Source organism: Chryseobacterium sp. (assembly GCF_008831505.1).
Lineage (GTDB): Bacteria > Bacteroidota > Bacteroidia > Flavobacteriales > Weeksellaceae > Marnyiella.
On record NZ_CP044507.1, the window covers coordinates 2531933 to 2553104 of the forward strand.

The 21172-nt window shown below is 43.3% G+C and carries 21 protein-coding genes and 1 tRNA gene; 11 read left to right on the forward strand and 11 right to left on the reverse strand.

The annotated features are described in order from the left end of the window. The first annotated feature begins 57 nt into the window (after positions 1–57). Entirely contained in the window at positions 58–1722 is a 1665-nt protein-coding gene (gene menD / locus F7R58_RS11895; protein ID WP_158065126.1) for a 2-succinyl-5-enolpyruvyl-6-hydroxy-3-cyclohexene-1-carboxylic-acid synthase, read from the forward strand. On the opposite strand, the gene F7R58_RS11900 is transcribed toward menD, so the two are convergent. Together F7R58_RS11900 and F7R58_RS11905 are read right to left on the reverse strand one after the other, a co-directional pair. Then, positions 1719–2351, reverse strand: coding sequence for an aminotransferase class IV (locus F7R58_RS11900; RefSeq protein ID WP_158065127.1), 633 nt, complete (start codon positions 2349–2351; stop codon positions 1719–1721). The two genes, menD and F7R58_RS11900, sit on opposite strands and share 4 nt — an antisense overlap. Continuing rightward, positions 2335–3306 carry an aminodeoxychorismate synthase component I gene (locus tag F7R58_RS11905; protein ID WP_410493621.1) on the reverse strand — a complete coding sequence of 324 codons (972 nt, stop codon included), beginning with the start codon at positions 3304–3306 and terminating at the stop codon, positions 2335–2337. Before F7R58_RS11905 ends, F7R58_RS11900 begins: the two co-directional genes overlap by 17 nt. A 54-nt stretch (positions 3307–3360) precedes the next feature. Between F7R58_RS11905 and F7R58_RS11910 the strand changes: the two genes are divergently transcribed. From F7R58_RS11910 to F7R58_RS11925, 4 genes are all read left to right on the forward strand, one after another. Further along, the gene (locus F7R58_RS11910) at positions 3361–4086 is read left to right on the forward strand and encodes a hypothetical protein (protein ID WP_158065128.1); all 726 of its coding nucleotides are present in this window, start codon (positions 3361–3363) and stop codon (positions 4084–4086) included. A gap of 41 nt (positions 4087–4127) precedes the next feature. Continuing rightward, positions 4128–4898, forward strand: coding sequence for a beta-carotene 15,15'-monooxygenase (locus F7R58_RS11915; protein ID WP_158065129.1), 771 nt, complete (start codon positions 4128–4130; stop codon positions 4896–4898). Between the two features lie 73 nt (positions 4899–4971). After that, on the forward strand, positions 4972–6057 hold the full coding sequence (locus F7R58_RS11920) for an AI-2E family transporter (protein WP_158065130.1): 1086 nt from the start codon (positions 4972–4974) through the stop codon (positions 6055–6057). Between the two features lie 10 nt (positions 6058–6067). Beyond that, on the forward strand, positions 6068–6376 hold the full coding sequence (locus F7R58_RS11925) for a thioredoxin family protein (RefSeq protein ID WP_158065131.1): 309 nt from the start codon (positions 6068–6070) through the stop codon (positions 6374–6376). Here F7R58_RS11925 and F7R58_RS11930 read toward each other — a convergent pair. Then, on the reverse strand, positions 6373–7125 hold the full coding sequence (locus tag F7R58_RS11930) for a nitrilase-related carbon-nitrogen hydrolase (protein WP_158065132.1): 753 nt from the start codon (positions 7123–7125) through the stop codon (positions 6373–6375). The genes F7R58_RS11925 and F7R58_RS11930 overlap by 4 nt on opposite strands. A gap of 138 nt (positions 7126–7263) precedes the next feature. Between F7R58_RS11930 and rseP the strand changes: the two genes are divergently transcribed. The 4 genes from rseP (at position 7264) to F7R58_RS11950 (ending at position 11647) form a co-directional block, all read left to right on the forward strand. After that, positions 7264–8763, forward strand: a complete 1500-nt coding sequence (gene rseP, locus F7R58_RS11935) for an RIP metalloprotease RseP (protein WP_158065133.1) — start codon at positions 7264–7266, stop codon at positions 8761–8763. A gap of 73 nt (positions 8764–8836) precedes the next feature. Beyond that, positions 8837–8910, forward strand: a tRNA-Asn gene (locus F7R58_RS11940). A gap of 87 nt (positions 8911–8997) precedes the next feature. After that, a complete protein-coding gene (locus F7R58_RS11945) occupies positions 8998–11316 on the forward strand; it encodes a DUF5686 family protein (protein ID WP_187695237.1) in 2319 nt (772 codons plus the stop codon). 151 nt (positions 11317–11467) lie between these two features. Next, a complete protein-coding gene (locus tag F7R58_RS11950; protein ID WP_158065134.1) occupies positions 11468–11647 on the forward strand; it encodes a hypothetical protein in 180 nt (59 codons plus the stop codon). 172 nt (positions 11648–11819) lie between these two features. Here F7R58_RS11950 and rpmA read toward each other — a convergent pair whose 3' ends face one another. From rpmA to F7R58_RS11965, 3 genes are all read right to left on the reverse strand, one after another. Beyond that, on the reverse strand, positions 11820–12077 hold the full coding sequence (gene rpmA / locus F7R58_RS11955) for a 50S ribosomal protein L27 (RefSeq protein WP_158065135.1): 258 nt from the start codon (positions 12075–12077) through the stop codon (positions 11820–11822). Between the two features lie 26 nt (positions 12078–12103). Then, positions 12104–12514, reverse strand: coding sequence for a 50S ribosomal protein L21 (gene rplU / locus F7R58_RS11960; RefSeq protein ID WP_158065136.1), 411 nt, complete (start codon positions 12512–12514; stop codon positions 12104–12106). Between the two features lie 131 nt (positions 12515–12645). Then, positions 12646–13854: an NAD(P)/FAD-dependent oxidoreductase gene (locus tag F7R58_RS11965; protein WP_158065137.1), complete on the reverse strand. Its 1209-nt coding sequence runs from the start codon at positions 13852–13854 to the stop codon at positions 12646–12648. A gap of 75 nt (positions 13855–13929) precedes the next feature. On the opposite strand from F7R58_RS11965, the gene F7R58_RS11970 reads away from it, so the two are divergent. Both F7R58_RS11970 and thiL read left to right on the forward strand, forming a co-directional pair. Continuing rightward, positions 13930–14430 (forward strand): acyl-CoA thioesterase, encoded by a 501-nt coding sequence (locus F7R58_RS11970; protein WP_158065138.1) that lies wholly within the window; start codon positions 13930–13932, stop codon positions 14428–14430. 31 nt (positions 14431–14461) lie between these two features. Next, a complete protein-coding gene (gene thiL / locus F7R58_RS11975; RefSeq protein WP_158065139.1) occupies positions 14462–15514 on the forward strand; it encodes a thiamine-phosphate kinase in 1053 nt (350 codons plus the stop codon). A gap of 134 nt (positions 15515–15648) precedes the next feature. On the opposite strand, the gene F7R58_RS11980 is transcribed toward thiL, so the two are convergent. The 5 genes from F7R58_RS11980 to ftsZ all read right to left on the reverse strand — a co-directional run bounded on the left by F7R58_RS11980 (position 15649) and on the right by ftsZ (position 21165). Further along, positions 15649–15834 carry a hypothetical protein gene (locus F7R58_RS11980; protein WP_158065140.1) on the reverse strand — a complete coding sequence of 62 codons (186 nt, stop codon included), beginning with the start codon at positions 15832–15834 and terminating at the stop codon, positions 15649–15651. A gap of 314 nt (positions 15835–16148) precedes the next feature. Further along, positions 16149–16607, reverse strand: coding sequence for a hypothetical protein (locus tag F7R58_RS11985; RefSeq protein ID WP_158065141.1), 459 nt, complete (start codon positions 16605–16607; stop codon positions 16149–16151). Positions 16608–17191: 584 nt separating this feature from the next. Then, positions 17192–18448: a PKD domain-containing protein gene (locus F7R58_RS11990; protein ID WP_187695238.1), complete on the reverse strand. Its 1257-nt coding sequence runs from the start codon at positions 18446–18448 to the stop codon at positions 17192–17194. 355 nt (positions 18449–18803) lie between these two features. Continuing rightward, positions 18804–19250: a GatB/YqeY domain-containing protein gene (locus F7R58_RS11995; RefSeq protein WP_158065143.1), complete on the reverse strand. Its 447-nt coding sequence runs from the start codon at positions 19248–19250 to the stop codon at positions 18804–18806. A gap of 31 nt (positions 19251–19281) precedes the next feature. Next, positions 19282–21165, reverse strand: coding sequence for a cell division protein FtsZ (gene ftsZ / locus F7R58_RS12000; protein ID WP_158065144.1), 1884 nt, complete (start codon positions 21163–21165; stop codon positions 19282–19284). Positions 21166–21172 lie beyond the last annotated feature (7 nt).

The window sequence follows — 21172 nt, forward strand, 5'->3', positions numbered from 1 at the left end:
CGGTTTCAGATTCACCGCCCAAAATGAGATGGCCGAAATGAAAATTTGATCTTCCTAATGAAACAATATTCTTCCAAACACAGCATACAGATTTTAGCCCACCTCCTGAAGGAATACGGAATTAATAACATCGTGATTTCCCCCGGTTCGCGTAATGCACCGCTGGCCATACATTTCTCGGAAACCGACGGCTTCAACTGTTACAGCATCACCGACGAGAGGAGTGCGGGTTTTGTAGGTCTGGGAATGGCCAAAACCGAAAAGATGCCTGTAGCCGTAACCTGTACAAGTGGATCTGCCGCAGCCAATTATTACCCTTCGGTTACAGAAGCTTTTTATCAGAACATTCCTTTGCTGGTCCTTACAGCCGACAGACCGTCTGATTATGTTGATATTTTTGACGGACAAACCATCCGGCAGAAAGAAATTTTCAGTCAACATTCTTACGGGGATTTTCAATTGCTGGAAGATGACCGTGAAAACGCAGACGATGAAAATTACAGCCTGATAAAAAAGGCCATTGAAATCTGTTTTGAAAAGCAAGGACCGGTTCATATTAATATACCGCTGGCTGAACCACTTTATGAACTGGTACCGGAAATCCCGGTTTATCCTTCGGTGGAGAAAACCCTGCAGCGTAAAGCCTTTGACCTTTCGCCGGCTTTAGTGGCCGGATGGAACCTTGCACGCCGCATACTGATCCTGGTGGGTACGCGTGACTATAGTGAAGAACTGCAGATGCAGCTGAGCCAGCTGGTGAAAAACCACAGTGCGGTGGTTCTGACAGAAGCAAATTCCAATCTGAACAATGAAAAATTCTTCAGCCATATAGACCGGTATGTGTTTAAATTTGACGAAGAGGACTTTAAGAAATATGCACCCGACCTGCTGATTACAGTAGGGCAAAATGTAGTTTCAAAAAAAGTAAAGCAGTTCCTCAGGAAAGCCCGCCCGCAAAATCATTGGCATATTGATGCCGTTTGGCAGCCCGACACCTATTTCTCACTTACTCAGAAGGTGGTAACACGCGCTGAGGTATTTTTCGGGAAACTTCTGAACCATGTAAATCTGGAACCCCAGGCCTATTACAACCTTTGGGATGTACTGCGCGATAAACGTGATATAAAACATGAGCAATACTGTGCAGACGCTCCATTCTCGGATTTTAAACTTTTTGAAATACTTTCTTTAAAGATACCCAACAACTACCACGTTCACATCAGTAACAGTTCAGCTATCCGATATGCGCAGCTCTTTAATTTCCAGCAATTCAGGATTCACTGCAACCGCGGGACAAGCGGCATAGATGGAAGCACAAGTACAGCCATGGGATATGCAATGCGCAGCAAGAGCCCTACGCTGCTGATTACAGGCGAGGTAAGCTTCATGTATGACATCAATGGGCTCTGGAACCAATATATCCCGCCTTATACGAGGATCATTATCTTCAATAACGGCGGTGGCGACATCTTCAGGATCATTCCGGGACCGGGTTCAACCAATGCACTGGACGAATTCATCCTGACCAAACATCACAAAAATGCCGAACTTCTGGCGAAAAACTTCGGATTTGCCTACACCAGAGTAGATGAGGAAGACACGCTGCTTCGCGTGCTGGATAATTTCTTCAACCCCGACAGCAAGCCAAAAATCCTGGAGGTGGATACGTCCCAAATCGGGAACGCGGAAATCCTGAAAAGCTATTTTGAGTTTCTGGCTTAATTAATTTCAGCCTCAACAGAGTTTTTGCCGGGAAGGTTAGGGATTCGCGAAAGCGGATAAGCCAGCGCATCATCAAAATCATTCAGTGCATTAATCAGCTTGAAGTGTGAATATTCTCTCAGGTTATTGGGGGATATGTCAGCGGTTGTGATTTTTCCGGACTGAAGCAGTTCCTGACGCTGCACACCGTTCAGCAGAAAAGCGGACGGGGTGAACCACACGTTATCTTTCAGAAAAATCAGATTGGAAAAGGACGTATCGGTTATATAATTATCCTTTACGATGATGATTTCGGCTCCGTTCGCCCCGGCTTTCATCGCTTCAAATCCTTTACGGTCTTCAAACTTGAAAGGGTAATTAATTTCATCATTCACCACAAGCAGAAATCTGCTGATTTCGGAGCGTTCATACGGAATCAATTCAGTTCTGCACATGCTATCCAAACTGTATGAAATGCGGAATTTGTACAGGCCTTTTGATGGGACGGATATACTTTTCAAAATACTTTCAAGATCAATAAAGTTTTCTTTCCCAAAGCAGGCAAAAGTGTCATTTACCCTTTTTTGATGGTGTTTAAGCAGGAAGGCCTGGCCGTCTGACACCTTTATACTTTCAAGAAACCGGTACATAAATCTTGTTTTTCATTTCCTCATATTCATCTTCCAATTGGCTTAGGTGGGTGATGCCACCACCGCTTTTAAAGTATATTTTATCCTCTTCCTTTTGCATAAACCGGATCATGACGCAGGAATCCAGATTGGCCCCGTCGAAGAAGCCACAGACACCTGTATAAAAGCCACGGTCATAGTTTTCGGCTTCAAGCAGAACTTCCAGCGTTTTTTTCTTGGGAGCACCCAATATGGATCCGGCAGGAAGCAGAGTTTTCAGGATGCTGCCCATTTTACCGATATATTCAGGCTTCAGCTTACCCGAAATCTCAGAACTCATGGCAAAGAGATTTTTTTGTTTGGTTTTCAGAAAGTCAATCCGCTGAAATTCGTCCAGCTGCACTTCATCGGCCACCATGCTGAGGTCGTTACGGAGCAAATCTACAACGGTGTAATGCTCTGCCCTCTCCTTTGTATCGTTCTTCAGCGTTTCTGCCGCATTAGGAAGTGAAGCATCAATTGTTCCTTTCATTGGATGGGTGAAAATGCAGTCATCCTGGATTTCGATAAAGGTTTCGGGGGAAAAGAAGACGAATTGATCCCTGTATAAAACCTTATATTTTGCTTCGGAGAAACTGAAAATCTCACGTAAAGTGCGGTTTACCGTAATTTCAGTTTTGCGCGTATAATTCATCAGGTATGAATTCCCGATTTTCAGATGATGCTGTACAATATCAAAGCCCCGTTGGTACGCTGCAAGAGATTCGGGGAATGACTGCATATCCAGATCCGACTCTGCTTTTTCAGCCGGTCCGTAAGAGAATTTTGGGAAACGTATTGATATACGGTCACCGGCCAATTCATCCACGGTAAAAACCTCAACAGTCTGCATTAAAAAATCGGTTATAAAAAAAAACGGAACACCCTGCCGGGAAAGCTTGTCCATTTTATCGAAATTAGGGTGAAAAGGCAGCATCATAGGGCAAAAGTAATTTTTTTTACCCTTACTTTGCACAAAACAGAAAAGTTCATGCAGCAGAATTACCCCCAGAAAAGTGATATTTCCTATATATTAAAACAGGCCTTTTTTTACTGGAGCAAGACCCTTGGTTACCAGATCATGTACAGTTTGATTTACCTCTCCGTACTCATTACTGTTTGGTTTCTTTTTGCAGAGCATTACGGCATTCTTAATGATTACTTAAAAACCGTCGAAATGGTAAATTCCGGATCTACCTATGCGCAGGCTCAGGAAGTGCTGGTTTCAAATCCAAATTATATCACTTTTTCATGGATTACCATCGGTACGTTCATTTTCCTGTACCCCCTTAATTTGGGCCTGCTGAAAATGTACAGAAAAACAGACCTGGGAGAGAAGATAAATGTTCACGACCTCTTTGCCGGTTATATGGGAGTTAATTTCTTCATTTACATCAGCTATTATGTATTCTGGTTCATGGTTTTCCTATACATGGCGCCCACCGTTATCCTAGCCGGCTTGTGGATTGCGTTAACAGTTTTCACTGCGCCACTGATGTTTTTTATGAACAGGAAAATTTTCGAAACCTTCCGCTATAATATACGTGTCTGGCGAAACTTCTTTCCTGCTATGCTGGTAGGTCTTCTGGTGGCGGCTGTTTTTAAATATGCAGGCATGCTTACGATAATCGGACTGCCGTTCACAATGGCTTTCCCAACGGCAATGATTTACGCCCTTTATTCGTCTCTGTTTAAAGAGCATGAAGAAGTGCAGTAAGAATGAGAAAAAAATGATATTTTAGATTTTTAAAAAAAACTATGGAAAATTTCAGCGAATTTGATTTAAAGGGAACTGCTCCCCAGCGCAATTTCAGCGACATTATCGGTCACGCATTCAATAATTATATGAAAATTATTGGGTGGAGTATTTTGGTTACATTACTGACTTTTGTAGTAAGCATCCTGATATCAAGCCTTACAGGACCGTTGGTGGGATATAACGCACTGGAATCACAGGCCGAGATGGAAGAACTGATGAAAGACGGCTCTTTTGCTGACGGCAGCATCGTTACGCGTATGTTTCAGATTCCGGGATACCTGGAAAGCATGCTTCTTTCCGGAGTCCTTGGTTTGCTTATGTACCCGGTATATGCCGGATACGTGTATGCCATGCACCGTGCGAATACAGGCCAAACGGTTTCTTTGTCTGATTTTTTCATAGGATTCCGCCAGAACGCCTTACAGTATATTGTCTATGGGCTGATAATGGGAATCGCTGTTATGATAGGTTTTATGCTGTGTGTGCTGCCGGTATTTTTTATTATCCCCTTTTTTTTCCTGGGGATTCCCTTCATCCTCTTTGAAAATGCGAGCGGCATAGATGCGCTGAAGAAAAGTTTCAGTACTGGCGGCTCCAATTACGGTACCATGCTGGCAGTAAGTTTCATCTCAATAATCATCACAATAGCAGGTATTATTTTGTGCGGTATCGGAATTCTGCTTACGGCACCATTTTTCTATGCAGCCATGTATTCTGCATACTGTGCCTACATCGGGGTTCCGCGGGAAATCCAAAACCCCTCCCATTAAGCGCGACAACTAATAAAATTTATAACAAGGGCGGCAGTAAACAACACTGCCGCCTTTTAATACCCTTCCCCAAATGCCTAACAAAAAGCATCAGATCAGTGGAGTAAAGATCAAGCAGGTTTTCCTGATCCTTATCATTACCGCGTTACTTGCACTTATAGTAAGCAATCTCACTCTCTTTATACCGTCGCTGCTGGGTGCTGTTACACTTTATATTGTGTGCAGGAGATTAAACTTCTATCTGCAGGAAGAAAAAGAATGGAAACCGGTATGGTCTTCAATGCTGATCATCCTAATCTGCGTAGTTGTATTAGTGATACCGGTATACCTTATAGGTGACATGATCATTGAAAAACTTGGTGACTCCAAAGAGTACATGAAAAAATTTAATGTGTTTCTGGATAAAATTCACGATTACGTGTATTCCAGAACCAAATTTGATATTCTGAGCCGGGACAACCTCACTAAAGTGAAAGATTATGTGGGTCGGATTTCCACTTCGGCGGTTAGCAGCACTTTCAATACGCTATCCATAGTGCTTTCCATGTTTTTCATGCTGTATTTTATGCTGGAGAAACCAAGACTTTTTGAAAGACTGGTTGCTTCGGCAGCACCATTGAAGAAAGCCAACATTAATCTGATTGCCGAAAAGTTCAGGAAACTGGTTATAGCAAATGCAGTCGGAATTCCCGTAGTAGCTCTGGGACAGGGACTTGTAGCATTAATCGGGTACTATATATTTGATGCGCCCAGTCCTATGCTCTTATTTGCACTTACTGCCGTAACGTCGATGATCCCAATCGTGGGCGGTGCCATGGTATATGTTCCTGTAGGAATATTTATGGTGGCAGAAGGTGATACCACGGGTGGAATTGGTCTACTGATCTACTGTATGATCGTTGTAGGCTTAACTGATAATGTACTGCGTTTTACGCTCCTAAAGAGACTGGAGAACATCCACCCGCTGAATACCGTATTTGGTATCATTATGGGAATGAACCTTTTCGGGTTTATGGGTCTTATTTTCGGTCCTATTTTGGTTTCTATGACTGTTCTTCTTATTCAGGTGTACCGGGATGAATTCTCCGACGAAGACACTCCTGAACTGGAACTTCCGGAACCAAAGGAAATTGAGAAAAAAATTGACTTAACCATTTAATTTTAGAAAGATGTCACAGAAATTTCAGGAATTAATCCAGTCTGAACGGCCGGTGCTTATAGACTTCTTCGCCACATGGTGCGGCCCCTGTAAGGTTCAGTCTTCTGTTCTGACCACAGTAAAGGACAATATTGGCGAGGCGGCCAGAATCATAAAAATTGATGTAGACCAATATCCCGCCATCGCCGCACAGTATGGAGTCCGGGGCGTTCCCACACTTGCGGTCTTTAAAAAAGGCGAACTTTTATGGAAAGAAAGCGGTGTTCATGATGTAAACACCCTAACCCAACTGCTTACGGGGTTTGCCTCAGACAATTAATCTTCGATTGCAAAACGGTCCCCATCATCCAGAAAACGGAAATGACTGCGAAAGTCTTGCAGTTCGGTTAGATTAAATTCTGCCGAAATAATATTGCCGTCTTTTGTACTCAGTTCCGTTCCATCGGCGAAAAAGGCATGTGAGCTTTCGGTGTAAACGAGGTCATTACCATCCTTACCGATCCGGTTCAGACCAAAAACACCGGCCAGGTTTTCGATGGCACGGGCTTTCAGGAGGTGCTGCCAAGCGGCAACCCTTTTCTCCGGCCAGTTGGCAACATATAGAGCCAGGTCATAATCACCTTTATTCCGCGAAAACACAGGGAATCTGAGGTCGTAACAAACCTGCAGCAATATGCGGAAACCATTGTAGTTCACCACTACCCGCTCCTTCCCGGCTGTGTACACTTTATCCTCGCCTGAAAAAGAAAAGAGGTGTCGTTTGTCATACTTTTCCCAGGAACCGTCGGGTTTCACAAAATACATCCTGTTGTAGAATTTCCCGCTGTCCTCCACAGAGACGCTTCCGCACACCGCTGCGTCTTTATCGCGGGCAAATTCCTGCATCCACTTTAAGGTCTCCCCGTTCCTGTCGGCGATTTCAGCCGGCTGCATGCAGAAACCTGTGGCAAACATTTCCGGCAGAAGATAAATATCGGCCACAACATCACTGAATTGCTCCGTAATTTTTGAGAAATTCTCTTCTTTATTCTTCCAGCTGATGTCCAGATTCAAACCTGATATTTTCATAAATAATTCTTTTAGGAGATGAATTCTTCAGGCAAAAAAGCCTGATGGGTAAGATAGGGAGAATTTAAGCAATATCAAAAGTTTCGTTTTGGCATGCCTTTGATAATTAGTACCTTCGCAAATTAATAAAAATTTTTAATGGAATTAACGATTCAGATCTTTCAGTTTATCCTCAGTATATCCATTCTGGTGCTCCTTCATGAACTTGGGCATTTCCTGCCCGCCAGATGGTTCCGCACCCGCGCAGAGAAATTTTTCCTGTTTTTCGATCCTTATTTTTCACTTTTCTCCATGAAGAAAATCAACGGACAGTGGAAATTCAAATTTATTTCCCAAAACCTGCCGGATACCGAAACTGTCCTTATAAACGGAGAAAGAAAGGAAGTTCCCATTAATATAGAGGCACTGCCGGACAGCGACTGGCGCAAACATCCGGAGAGCACTAAGTACGGCATCGGCTGGCTGCCATTAGGCGGTTATGTGAAAATCGCGGGTATGGTGGACGAAAGTATGGATACGGAACAGCTGAAAAAGCCGGCTGAACCTTATGAATTCCGAAGCAAGCCGGCCTGGCAGCGTCTGATTATCATGTTAGGCGGAGTTACCGTTAATTTCTTTCTGGCCTGGTTAATCTATTCCTGCCTGAGTTTCTTCAACGGTGAAACCTACCGTGACCTTAATAAATTTGAGAACGGTATCGGCGTCATGGGTTCCGGACAGAAAATGGGCTTCCGCAACGGCGATAAGATCCTTAAAGTGGACGGTAAACCGGTCGACAGATATGAAACCGCATCGCTGAATATCCTATTCAGTAATGAAGTTACTGTAGAAAGGGACGGCAAGGAACATACTTTTACTGTAGATGAAGACGGTATTGCCGAGGTGATCCGTCAGCGCGAGGCCAAACTGTATCTTACACCAAGGTTTAAGACGGTTGTAGACTCACTGCTGCCCAACAGCGCCGCCATGAAAGCAGGACTTCAGAAGGGCGACCAGATCGTTTCCGTAAATGGTAAGAAGACTGAGTATTTTGATGAAATGTCACAAGAACTCAGCAACAATAAAGGTAAACCAGTAAGTCTGGGCATTGTAAGAGCCAATACTCCTACCCAGGTAACTGCCAACGTAACAAAAGACGGGAAATTAGGTTTCGCCTTTGATGCTAATGAGCTTCAGAAAGCCGATGAGCTTGTTAAGGTAACCCGGGAATACAGTTTCTTCGAAGCGATTCCCCGTGGTTTTACCAGAACCATAGACGCACTGACGACACAGGTGAAGCAGTTCAGAATTATCTTTAATTCCAAAATTCAGGGTTATAAAAGTGTGGGCGGACCAATTGCCATCGTAAAAATGATGCCTGTAGAAACTGATGCAGATGGTAGTTTCAGTATTAACTGGCCTGCATTCTGGAGTTTTACAGCTATGTTTTCTGTATGGCTGGCTTTCCTGAACCTGATCCCTATTCCGGGTCTGGATGGCGGACATGTAATGTTTACCCTATGGGAAATCATCACTGGGAAGCCTGTACCGCAGAAAGTGCTTGAAAATGCGCAGATGATAGGCGTGATTTTCCTGCTGGGACTGATGCTGCTCATCTTCGGCAACGACATCTTCAAAATTTTTACCGGTAAAATTTAATTTTTCGCCGAAAAAATTTGCGGCAAATAAAAATAGTGCTATATTTGCACACGCTTACAGCAAAGAGCAACACTCCTCTTTAGCTCAGTTGGTTAGAGCATCTGACTGTTAATCAGAGGGTCGCTGGTTCGAGCCCAGCAAGAGGAGCAAAACCATCAGAATTTTCTGATGGTTTTTTGTTTTTTCAGCCTATTTCCTTTCCATTTCTTTAGCATAGTTATTGCAAAGAGTTCCATGATTTACACAGACTTTAAAGTGAATAACACCTACTGGCCACGGCTCCTGACAACTGCACTGCTTCTCCTTTCATTGTTTTCTGCAGCGCAGACAGATGAAAGACAGATGGACGAAATCATCCTCAAAAAAGGCAAAAAGGTTTATAAGAATAAGAAAGAAAACCCTGCCTATGCCATTATGCAGGAAGTCTGGAAGCGCAAACGCAACAATGGCCTTGATAAATTTGACACCTACTCCTTCCGCGAATACGAAAAGATCCAGTTCGATATGGCCAACCTGGACAGTGCATTTATGAACCGCCGGATCTTCAGGAAACTCGATTTTATATTTGAGTATGCCGATTCTGCAGCCAACGGCAGACTGGCGCTCCCCCTCTTCCTTAATGAATCGGTATACACCAATTTAGGCCAGAACAATCCGTCCAAAAAAAAGAAACGGCTCCTGGTGGCCCAAAAGACTTCCGGCTTCGAGGATAACCAGATCGTTACCCTCACCGCGAAGAACCTTTACAGGGAGATCGACATTTATGACAATACGATCAATTACTTCGACATCGGTTTTCAAAGTCCTGTATCACGGGACGGGTTCAGCACCTATAATTACGAGCTTATGGATACCCTGACCATAAACGGGCAGGAGGTTTACCATATCCGTTACGAACCCCGCCGCTCTGATGTTCTCGCTTTTGAAGGACAACTTTACATTTCCACAGACCACTACGCCGTGACCCAGGCTACCCTGCGTTCCACCAAAAAGATGAGTGTAAATTTCGTGAATGGGATATTCACCGAACTTGAATATGATAATCCTGACGACAGCACTTTTATCCCCAAAAAATACCGGACTGTACTTGATCTTTCAGCCTTTTCCAAAAATAAAGATGCCAAAAGCCTTACCGCCACCCGAAGTGTAGACTATACGGACTATAAATTCAATCCGGCGCTTACAAATGCGGACTTTGAAACCAAAGAAGAGGAGTTAAGCGAGGATTTTGTCCGTAAAGATGAGCAATATTGGGAGGCAGCCCGTACAGACTCTTTAAACCAACAGGAAAAAGGAATTTATGAAATGCTGGAAAAACTGGAGGAAACACCACGCTTCCGTCGCATCACAAAAACCTATGAGACCTTTGCCTCCGGATATTATAATGTGGGAAATGCTGTTGATATAGGCGATCTGTATTCTGTTTACGGCAACAATGAAGTGGAAGGCCACCGGATCCGCCTGGGCGGCCGAACATACTTCTCACAAAATGACGACTGGCGCATCCAGGGTTATGGTGCCTACGGCTTCAAAGACCGAAAGTTCAAGTACGGTGCCGAGGCCAAATATATGTTCAATAAGGTAAACAGATTCACCCTGGGTGCAGGTACCCGCAGAGATGTGATGCAGCTGGGCGTACAGCTTACTACAGACGATGGAATTATGTCCCGGAGCTTTGCCTCGTCCTCTGTATTCGGAAGGGGTGAAAATGCCTCACTAAGCTCCGTAAACCAAACGAATGTATTTGCCGCTATTGATCCCTTAAAAAACTTAACAGTAAGGCTGGACGGCACGCTGCAAAGTATAAAATCGGCCAATGAAGCAGGATTCAACCTCTACTACCATGATAATGACGGAATGCTGCGTAAAACAGTTAACGATTCCCATGTTACACTGAGCCTGATCGCCAGACCAGGCGCAAAATTCTCACAAACCGGTGTAGACCGTTATGAGCACAGCACGCTGGCACCCACCATTGTCCTGAAATACACCCGCGGGCTGGAAAACCTCTTCAATGCTGACTACGGCTATAACAAACTACAGTTCATGTTTTTTAAACCCATGCTCATCGGCAGCTGGGGAAAATCCTTTATTAACCTGGAAGCCGGAAAGAATTTCGACCCTGTTCCGCTGGCGCTGCAGAATGTGATCCCCGGAAACCAGTCCTACAGTTTGGTGGCCAATACCTTTTCGCAGCTTAATTACTATGAATTTGTAGCTGATACTTATACCACGGGACATCTGGAACACCACTTCAACGGGAAGATCCTTTCCTTTATCCCTTTAATCAAAAAACTGAAACTTCGCGAAGTCGCATTTATCCGCGGGGCGTACGGTACACTGAGCGAAGCCTCAAAGAATATTAACCTGGAAGGATATAAGTATTCAGCTCCGGACCGGAATATCTATTATGAATACGGATTTGGGATTGAAAACATCGGCTGGGGCAACCTCCGGTTCCTGCGAGTAGATTTCAACTGGCGGGGCAATTACCTGACCAGGCCCGATGTACAAAAATTCGGAATCAAGGCGGGAATCCAGTTCTTTTACTAGCAGATTTTTCTATTTCAATTCATTATCAAACACTTAACTGTTACATTTACATAATTTCATTGTAGTTTTATAAGTCTGGCACGATTTTAAGTCCTAATTCAGTCAGAAGCCTATCAGGTCTTCACACACAGAAATGACTGCAACTACATATATGAAACAGATAGTAAGGATGATTCTTCTGGGAGCTGTAACTGTGCTCACGGGAGCGGGGATTATGTTCCGCGGAACAGAGGAGAGTGGGTTTATGTACAATACAATAATGGTATCAGGAATACTGATAATGGTTTATGCCCTTTACCTGCTGTACGGTTTCAGGCGTCGCAACTCTTAGCAGTTCATATTAACAAAGAATATATTCCGGCTCATAAATGGGCTGGATTTTTTATAACCATTCAAATGATCCCGGATATTGAGCAAGATCAATATGAACAGACAAAAAAAATCCCCGACTCATTAAGAATCAGGGATTTATATTTTATGCCGGTAAAACCGGAACGCTTTACTTATGCGTTAGGCTCAACAGATACAAAAGATCTGTTGTTTTGCTTCTTTCTGAAGACAACCTTTCCGTCTACAAGTGCATGGAGAGTGTGGTCCTTACCAATACCCACGTTTTCACCCGGGTGGTGCTGAGTACCTCTCTGTCTTACAATAATGTTTCCGGCAATCGCTGCCTGTCCTCCGAAAATCTTTACACCCAGTCTCTTGGAATGCGATTCTCTACCGTTTTTGGAACTACCAACTCCTTTTTTGTGTGCCATTTTATTCTAAGGTTTTTCGGTTTAAATTATTCAGCTGTTGCGCTGTCGTTTGTTGCTTTAGCTTCTTCAGTTGCTGCAGCTTCTTTTTTTGCTTTAGGCTCAGCTTTCTTCGTCTTTTTCTCAGCTTCGAAACCAGTGATACCGGTTACGATGATTTGAGTAAGCTGTTGTCTGTGACCGTTCTTTTTAGCATAACCTTTTCTTCTTTTCTTCTTGAAGATGATTACCTTGTCCGCCTGAACGTGGTCTAAAATTTCGATATCCACTGTGATACCGCTTACAGCCGGGGCGCCTACTGTTGTTGAACCGTTTACGGTAAGAAGAACCTTATCAAAAGATACCTTGTCTCCTTTTTCACCTTTCAAACGGTTTACAAACAACTTCTGGTCTTGCTCAACTTTGTATTGAAGCCCTGCTATTTCTACAATTGCAAACATTGTTTATAAATTTATTGGTTGTTAACTATATATTTGAGTGTGCAAAAGTAATAAAATTTTCTGAATAACAAGTCCTTGCACTGCAAATTCAGCCGGTTAAAAAGATAAACTGCAGAATTATTACTCTTTCGTTACTTACTGTTCAGATCCTGAGCAATCAACCAGGCCTCGCTCCAGCAAGCCTGGAAGTTAAATCCGCCCGTCACACCGTCAATATTCAGCACTTCACCGGCCAGATAAAAGTCGGGCAGAATCCGGGAGGACATATTCTTGAAATTAATCTCTTTCAGTTCTATACCGCCGGCCGTTACGAATTCATCTTTATAGGTAGATTTGCCTGTGACCTGCATCCTGTTTACGCAAAGGTTTCCGGTTATGCTTTCCATGTCCTTGGTGCTAAGGTTAGAGATACTCTTATTCAGATCCACTTTCGAAAGCCACAGAATGCGGTGCCAGAAACGGGTGGTTACATCAAAGATCCTGGAAGCGCCCAGCGTTTTCTTCGGATTCTCCTTACGGTAGGTCTGAAGAATATTCGCAGCATCTTCGGTGTCCATACCCAGGAAATTCACTACGATTTCGGTTTTATAGCCACATTCCGCCAGCTCGCGGGCTTTCCAGGCAGAAATCTTAAGAACCGCCGGTCCGGAAAGTCCCCAGTGCGTTATGAGCAGCGGCCCGGATTCATCGGACTTAAGCGATGGGATTGTAATAATGGCATTGGGAAAGCTGGTACCCATCAGATCTTTCAGGACTTCATTTTTTATGTTGAATGTAAAAAGCGAAGGCACAGCCGGAACCAGTTTGTGCCCCAACTGCTGAATCAGCTTCAGGGATTTCGGTGCACTGCCCGGCGCATATACGATATAGTCTGCAGAAAAACTTCCATTGGTAGTGGACACCTCATATCCATGCTCATTTTGCTGAATGCTCTGCACAACAGTTTTCGTTAGAATCTCAAAACCTTTTTGGTTAACGGTCTGCAGAAGTGCATCTATGATGGACTGCGATGAATTACTTTCGGGAAATATGCGGTTGTCGGCTTCAACCTTCAAGGCAACGCCCCGCTGTTCAAACCAATCCATGGTATCACCGGGCTGGAATTTGTGAAAGACGCTGATAAGCTCTTTGTTCCCACGCGGATAAAAACCTACAAGATCTTTTGGGTCGAAGCAAGCATGAGTCACATTGCAGCGGCCGCCACCGGAGATCTTAACCTTCTGCAGCACATCTGCATTCTGTTCAAGAATCTTTACCTTAAACTTTGTTTCGTCCAGATTGGCGGCACAAAAAAAACCCGCAGCACCGCCTCCAATAATAATGACTGATTTCTTATCCATAAAGCACGGCAAAATTACGATTTTTAGAACCCACCTTTTAATCGTAAATTTACGCCCCTAAATAAACATATAAAAATGTCCGTATATCACCATAAATTTGAAGTGCGCTGGAGCGATATTGATGCCAACCGTCACCTTGCAAATTCTACTTACGTAGAGTATTGCGCCCAAACCAGAATGTCCTTTATGTCTAAAAACAAAATGGGCCTGAAGGAGCTGAACCGCTGGGGAATCGGTCCCGTAATCCTGCATGAGAGATATTCCTTCTTCCGGGAAATCCTGATGGACCAGGAGGTTTATGTAACCCTGGAAATCGACGGTTTTTCTGAAGATGGAGCCATCTATCAGTTCCTGCATAAATTCTATCTGCCGGACGGCACCCATTGCGCTACCTCGGAAGCTTTTGGTGTATGGATTGACATGATGCTGAGAAAATCCACCACGCCGCCGGATGATATCCTGGAGGTACTGACCAAGTATAAATCCGACAATCATAAAATATTCACGCGCGAGGACATTAAAGCACTGCCTTTCCGTGCGGAAAACATTGATCCTGCGCTCTTAAATTCCATCTGATTCCCTAACCGATTCACCAAACCGAGATATTATGCTAGAAGATAAAAACCCACAGTTAACGCCTATTTCGCAGTATGGGGAATTCGGCCTGATAAAGCATCTGACCGAAAACTTTAGTTTCAAAAACGAATCTACGGAGATTTCCATTGGTGATGATGCTGCGGTGATCAATCCTCAGGGGCAGAAAGTTGTTGTCACCACCGATGTGCTGGCAGAAGGAGTACATTTCAATCTGGGATACGTCCCTCTGAAGCATTTGGGCTATAAAGCGGTGGTAGTAAACATCAGCGACCTGGCTGCCATGAATGCCACGCCTACACAGATACTGGTTTCACTGGCCGTATCCAACCGTTTTCCGGTAGAGGCGCTGGAAGAGATTTATGAAGGAATCGCGCTGGCTTGTGAACGGTATAAGGTAGATCTGGTGGGCGGCGATACTACAAGTTCCACATCTGGTCTGGTAATGAGCATTACCGCGATAGGTCTGGAGCATTCTGAAAACCTGGTAGGCCGTACGGGTGCCAAAGCCGGCGATTTACTTGTCGTAACCGGTGATTTGGGCGGTGCCTATATGGGTTTACAGATATTGGAGCGCGAACATTCCGTATATCTGGCCAATCCCAATATGCAGCCTGAGATGGAAGGCTACGATTATATCCTGCAAAGGCAGCTGAAGCCGGAAGCCCGCACGGACATTAAGAATACCCTTAAGGAACTGGGCGTAGAGCCAACTTCCATGATTGATGTTTCGGACGGACTTTCGTCTGAAATCCTGCATCTTTCTGATCAAAGCAAGGTAGGTTTCAGGCTTTATGAGTCCAAAATACCGATGGATCCTCTGACAATGACCACGGCAGATGAACTCAACCTTAATCCGGTGATGTGCGCGCTGAACGGAGGTGAGGATTTTGAGCTGCTGTTTACAATTCCGGCCGCTGATTATGACAAAATTAAAAATCACCCCGACTTTACCATCATTGGCCACGTAACGACTTTGGAAGAAGGCAATTACCTCGTTGCAGCGGGAAGCAATGAACTGATCGCACTGAATGCACAGGGCTGGGATGCATTTCTAAACAGATAATTATTTAAGGTTTTTGACCTTAGCATGGATTATAAATTGCCGCTAATACATGCTGAAAGTCAGGAGGGTTTTCGCAGCGGGGATTGGTGCAGTTGCTTATTATTTGGTATAAACTGATATACCTTTAACTAAATTTAATATTTAATAAAAATTCCAACAATAATGCCTAGCGGAACCAAAAAAAGACCAGCATAGCTGTTCTTGGCATCTTCCACTTGTGGATTAGTATTATAGGCTTCTCCTATTTTTTTTGAGTTAAGATTATAAATAAAAATCCATCTTATAAATGCGCCAAATGCGCCAAAAACAAATTCCACCATATCATTCGTTTTGATCCTAATTGATTTATCCCCGCTGCGCAAAGTCTCCTGACGTTGAGCCGTTCCAAATATCTTCTTGCTCGATAGAACATGAATGATTTAATCCTTTTAATAAAAAATTAAAAAATTGCTCTGTATTTAAGGGAACCAACTATTTCAAACAGGTTTTGTAAGAGCCGGCTTTGATCAAAGATAATGATTTATGGAATGTTAAGAAATGAAATTTGCTCAAAGTCAGGAGACTTTGCGCAGCGGGTGTTTTCATAATTATTTTTGTTTGTTAATAAGATTACCCAAGGCCCACAGATGATTTTCTACAAGCTTACAGGTACGATTTTCAGACTGTCTCTGATATTAGTTGTTGTTTGTTGTATTTCATGGAATAAGCCTTTCAGCTTGGGCGGAATATCTTTGACAGTACCCGTATAGCCTATTCTTTTTGTATATCCGTTATTGAAAACAAACTCTATATCCAACAGCCGATCCTTTACAATTAAATTTTTATCGACTGATTCAAATTCAGCTTCATCTTCAAGGTTATCCAATCTTTCTCGGTTATAAATATTTTTAATATTTTCTACATTCTTATTTGGTATAATAAATTTAAATTTCTCTTTAACAGGCGCATCTTTTATTTGTCTATAATATTCTCCTGTTCCATCAGTCAAATTATAACTAATTGCAGATGCCTTTACAGTAATTTTTTCGACTTTATGCTGTTTACAAGACATTAATACCATTGTAATCAGCAAAGAAAAATGTATTGTTTTCATCTTTTTAATCCCATATTAACAAATGATCGTAAATGGTACCAGTAATATTCATAACTGTCCTTGATACCTTAATTGATTATATTGCATCCTATAATAGCTAGCACAATTGTAGTCGCCCGCTGCGCAAGTCTCCTGACTTTGCGCCGTTCCAAATATCTTCTGGCTCGAAAGAACATGAATGATTTAATCCTTTTAATAGAAAATTAAAAAATTGCTCTGTATTTAAGGGAACCACCAACTATTTCAAACAGGTTTTGTAAGAGCCGGCTTTGATCAAAGATAATGATTTATGGAATGTTAAGAAATGAAATTTGCTCAAAGTCAGGAGACTTTGCGCAGCGGGAGACTTTGAGCAGCGGGGCTGGGATGCATTTCTGAACAGGTAATTTAGATCGGCTTTCAGCCTGCGGATGATCTATGACCGATTCCTTTCTCTTCAAAATGGTCTGTTTGTCCGCTTAAAATCAATTTAATTGCCTACCTTTGAATTACGCAGCACGGTAACTCAAAGAGAGGCAAAAAATTATTTTGATCGCTCCCACAGTCTCAGGAAATGAGACTTTGCAGAACCACGATTTATGATTTTATTTTTTCTGAATTTTTTCTGAATATTGCTTAGCACCGTCAGTGAATTTCAGGAAATACAAACCTTTGGTTAATCTTTGCATATCGATAGCGTAGGTAGGATACTGCTCTTCAATTGAAGTCTCGATTCTTCTGCCACTGGCATCAAAAAGTTGAAAAGAGGATAATCTGTTTCTGGATTGTATTTTCAAGAATTTTTCTACAGGATTTGGATACAGCAAAAACGGTTTTGCTGAGGATTCTTCTACACCCAATGCAAGAATCTCAATATTCTTTGTTGCAGTCGTATTTCTCCCACATGCATTTGTAGTAAAGGAGACGGTATAGTTTCCTGTGGCCGCGTAGGAGTGCTGGGGATTTTCCAATGTAGAGGTGGTTCCGTCACCGAAATCCCAAAAATAGGTTGTAGCAGAAGGTGAAGATTCATTTTGAAACTGGACCGTTTGCGAATTTACCATACTTGTGGAAAATCTTGAATTAACATCATGTGATAAAATATAGTACGTATTCATATTGTTAAAAACAACATTATGAACTGCCGTTCTTACGATTTGCGCTTCTGCCGCACTTATATTTCCGTTATAAGTCGCCAGCAAAGGATCTTTCTTGAAAATAGTGGTGTAGAAAGTATATGCGGCAACCATAGAACCTATTTCGCTGGGATGCGACTCATCAGTTTCATACAATTCCATATTTGGATAATTGGTGCGAAGCCATCTCCAAACCTTTCCTACGGGGGAAACCAAGGCTTCATTTTCTAATGCCATATGCATATACCTTTCACTGATTTTATCATCCATGCCGGTATAGGTACACATATAGGAGCCTGGTGAACAGTTGGACGCATCGCCATTTTTTCTTCCCCATGTCATATAAAATATAGCATTGCCACAAGGATTGCTGTTTCTAATACGGGTGACTAACTGTGCGCCATAGGGAAAAAGTTCTGCCTGCACATAAGGTAATGGAAATGCCGGTATCTGGCTTTGTTCCTGCAGTACTACATAGTCCCATGTTCCCAAATCAATTGTTGAAGTGACAGCAGGATTGGTGGCATGTTGCTTTAAAGTGTTTCCTCCAGGCGTATAAGCCTCATATACAAGGTTATCACCCGTACTTACTGCAATGTTCTGTACCAACTGCGGCAAATTGTTGAAGGCTGTATAGCTGTTTCCAACAAAAAAGACTTTTTTTACAGATTGAGCCAGTGAGAATGCAGAGAAAAAGCTAATAATAAAAAGTAGTTTTATTTTCATATAGATTTTTTTGCTAATATACCAAAATCCGGCACCACTAAAAAGACTACCACTACCCGCAAAGCAACGTCTGCCGATTTTGAGATGTAACCACATCGTTCATTATTATACTTCAAAGTTATCAACCTGTATTTAGCGCAGTTGTTAAATCTCCCAACTCCCCGCTGCCCAAAACACACTAATCTTATCTGCTTTTTCAATACGGGGTACAACTATTTATCTGTAGGAGATAATAAAAAACCCGAAGCGGCAATGCTCCGGGTTCAAATCAAATCGATATGCAAAGGTTGGATATCCTTAATAGTGCGGATGACAAAGTGCTGATCAGCTAAATCGCATCCGGGTCTTATGCAGGTTAAGAAAGCAGTTTCTTCACCATTTCTGAAATACTCTTACCGTCAGATTTGCCGGCAAGGGATTTAGAGGCCATTCCCATCACTTTTCCCAAATCCTTCATGGATTCAGCACCGGTTTCGGCAATGATACTGCGGATCTCCGTCTCCAGTTCTTCAGCAGTAAGCTGTTTTGGCAAAAATTTCTCAATGACTGCTGTCTGCGCGGTTTCAACGTCAGCAAGGTCCGTACGGCCCTGCGCCGAAAACTGTTCGAAAGAGTCTTTCCGCTGCTTAATCATACGCTGGAGGATAGCAATTTCCTGCTCCTCTGAAACCTCGGCACCTTTTGCCTCCGTTTTCACGAGTAAGATCTGTGCTTTCACCGCACGAAGTGCATCCAGGGCTGTTTTGTCCTTTTCGCGCATGGCGGTCTTTATGGCTTCTGTAATGTTGTGTTCTAAACTCATCTTAATTATATATTAAGTTAAACAGAAGGGCTTAATCTACGTCCTTGTTCAGGAACCTGTTCTCGCGAACCTGCATCTGCCCGCTGCTGTTTTCAGAAAGATAGGTATTGATCCGTTGTTGTGAAGCATCTGAAGTTTCAATCGAGATATTCTTTCTTTTGAAGGCAGGAACAGTTTCGAAATCATTTTCACTTTCGGAAACCTGATAACGGGAATTAAATTCCTTCAGTTTATTCCTTCTCTCGAAAACCTTTTCCTGATTAACGGTCTTGTTAATGAAAGTAAACTCTTCCTGCACCTCAACCGTTTTGGTTTCCGGTGTTTTAGCGGCTGGAACTTCCGCTTTCTCTTCTATCTTAATTTCTTCCTTCTGCTGAACCGGTTCCGGCTTAACTTCTTCCTTAGGCGTGCTGAAATCGGCTAAGGTTTCATTAATCGGTTCGTTTACGAAAAAACTGAACTCCATTGGCTTCTCCTCACTGAACGATTTGATCTCCGGAGTTTCCTGCGCAGAGGCTGAATTATCAGCCGGGTTCGGTCTGTCTTCTGTTTCAAACCTGAAAGACTGTGCCTGAAGGTCCGCCTGATCGGCAGCATCCTCATCAATAGTAAAAAGGTCATAATCTTCCTTACTCTCAGCTTCCGAACGGTAATCTTTTGCAGGAAGTTCGTCCTTTTCAATAATTCTGAATTCGTTACGCGGCGTTGGTAAAGTTTGAGATGCCGCCTGCATATTTATGCCGGAATTTTGGTCTTCATCTTCCTGATCCAGGCGGAAGAAGCCCTGTGAAGCCAAAGCTGCCGGTGCCTCGCTGTCCTGTCTTTCATTTTTCAAACGGAATGGAGACTGCTTTGGAACCGAAACTTCGCTTACATCTTCCAGCTTGATGCTGATTTTCTCGGCAGGGCCGGTGTTTTTCTTATTGTCATTGGCAAAACCGGTGGCGATTACAAGTACTTTGATTGCTGCACCCAGTTCCTCGTCTGTACCTACACCGAAGATGATGTTGGCGGTGTTGCCGGCTTCGCTCTGGATATAATCGTTAATAAGGCCTATTTCGTCCATTGTAGCCTCATTAGCCTCTTCCACACCACTTTGGATTAACAGCAGAACATCTTTCGCACCTGTAATTTTATTGTCATTCAGCAATGGAGAGTCCAGTGCTTTACGTACAGCTTCATCAGCGCGTTTTTCGCCGGTGGCGATGCCTGTGGACATCAGTGCAGTTCCGGAGTTCTGCAGTACAGATTTGGCATCACGGAAGTCAATATTAATGGTGAATGGTGCGGTAATAACCTCAGCCATACCTTTGGCAGCGTTGGTAAGCACCTCATCCGCTTTGGAGAAGCCCTGCTTGAAGCCCAGGTTGCCAAACTGCTGTCTCAGTTTATCGTTGTTGATTACAATAAGTGAATCTACGTTGTTTCTAAGTTTTTCCAGACCCAGATCTGCCTGATCCAGACGGCGGCGGCCTTCAAAACTGAAAGGTACAGTAACGATACCTACGGTTAGGATGCCCATTTCCTTGGCAATCTTGGCGATTACCGGCGCCGCACCGGTTCCGGTACCACCACCCATACCTGCAGTGATGAAAACCATCTTGGTATTCTGTCCCAAAGCAGCTTTAATATCGTCAATGCTTTCTATAGCGGCCTTCTCACCTACGTCAGGGTCGGCTCCTGCACCCAGGCCTTCCGTAATGGTAACCCCTAACTGAACTTTATTGGAAACGGGATTATTATCCAGAGTCTGTGCATCGGTGTTGCAGATGATGAAATCTACACCGTGAATCCCTTTCTCGTACATGTGCATCAAAGCATTGTTACCGCCGCCACCTACACCGATTACTTTTATTATGGAGGAATTCCCTTTCGGCAAATCAAATGAAAACCCCTCAGTGCTATAATTTTCCATAACTGTT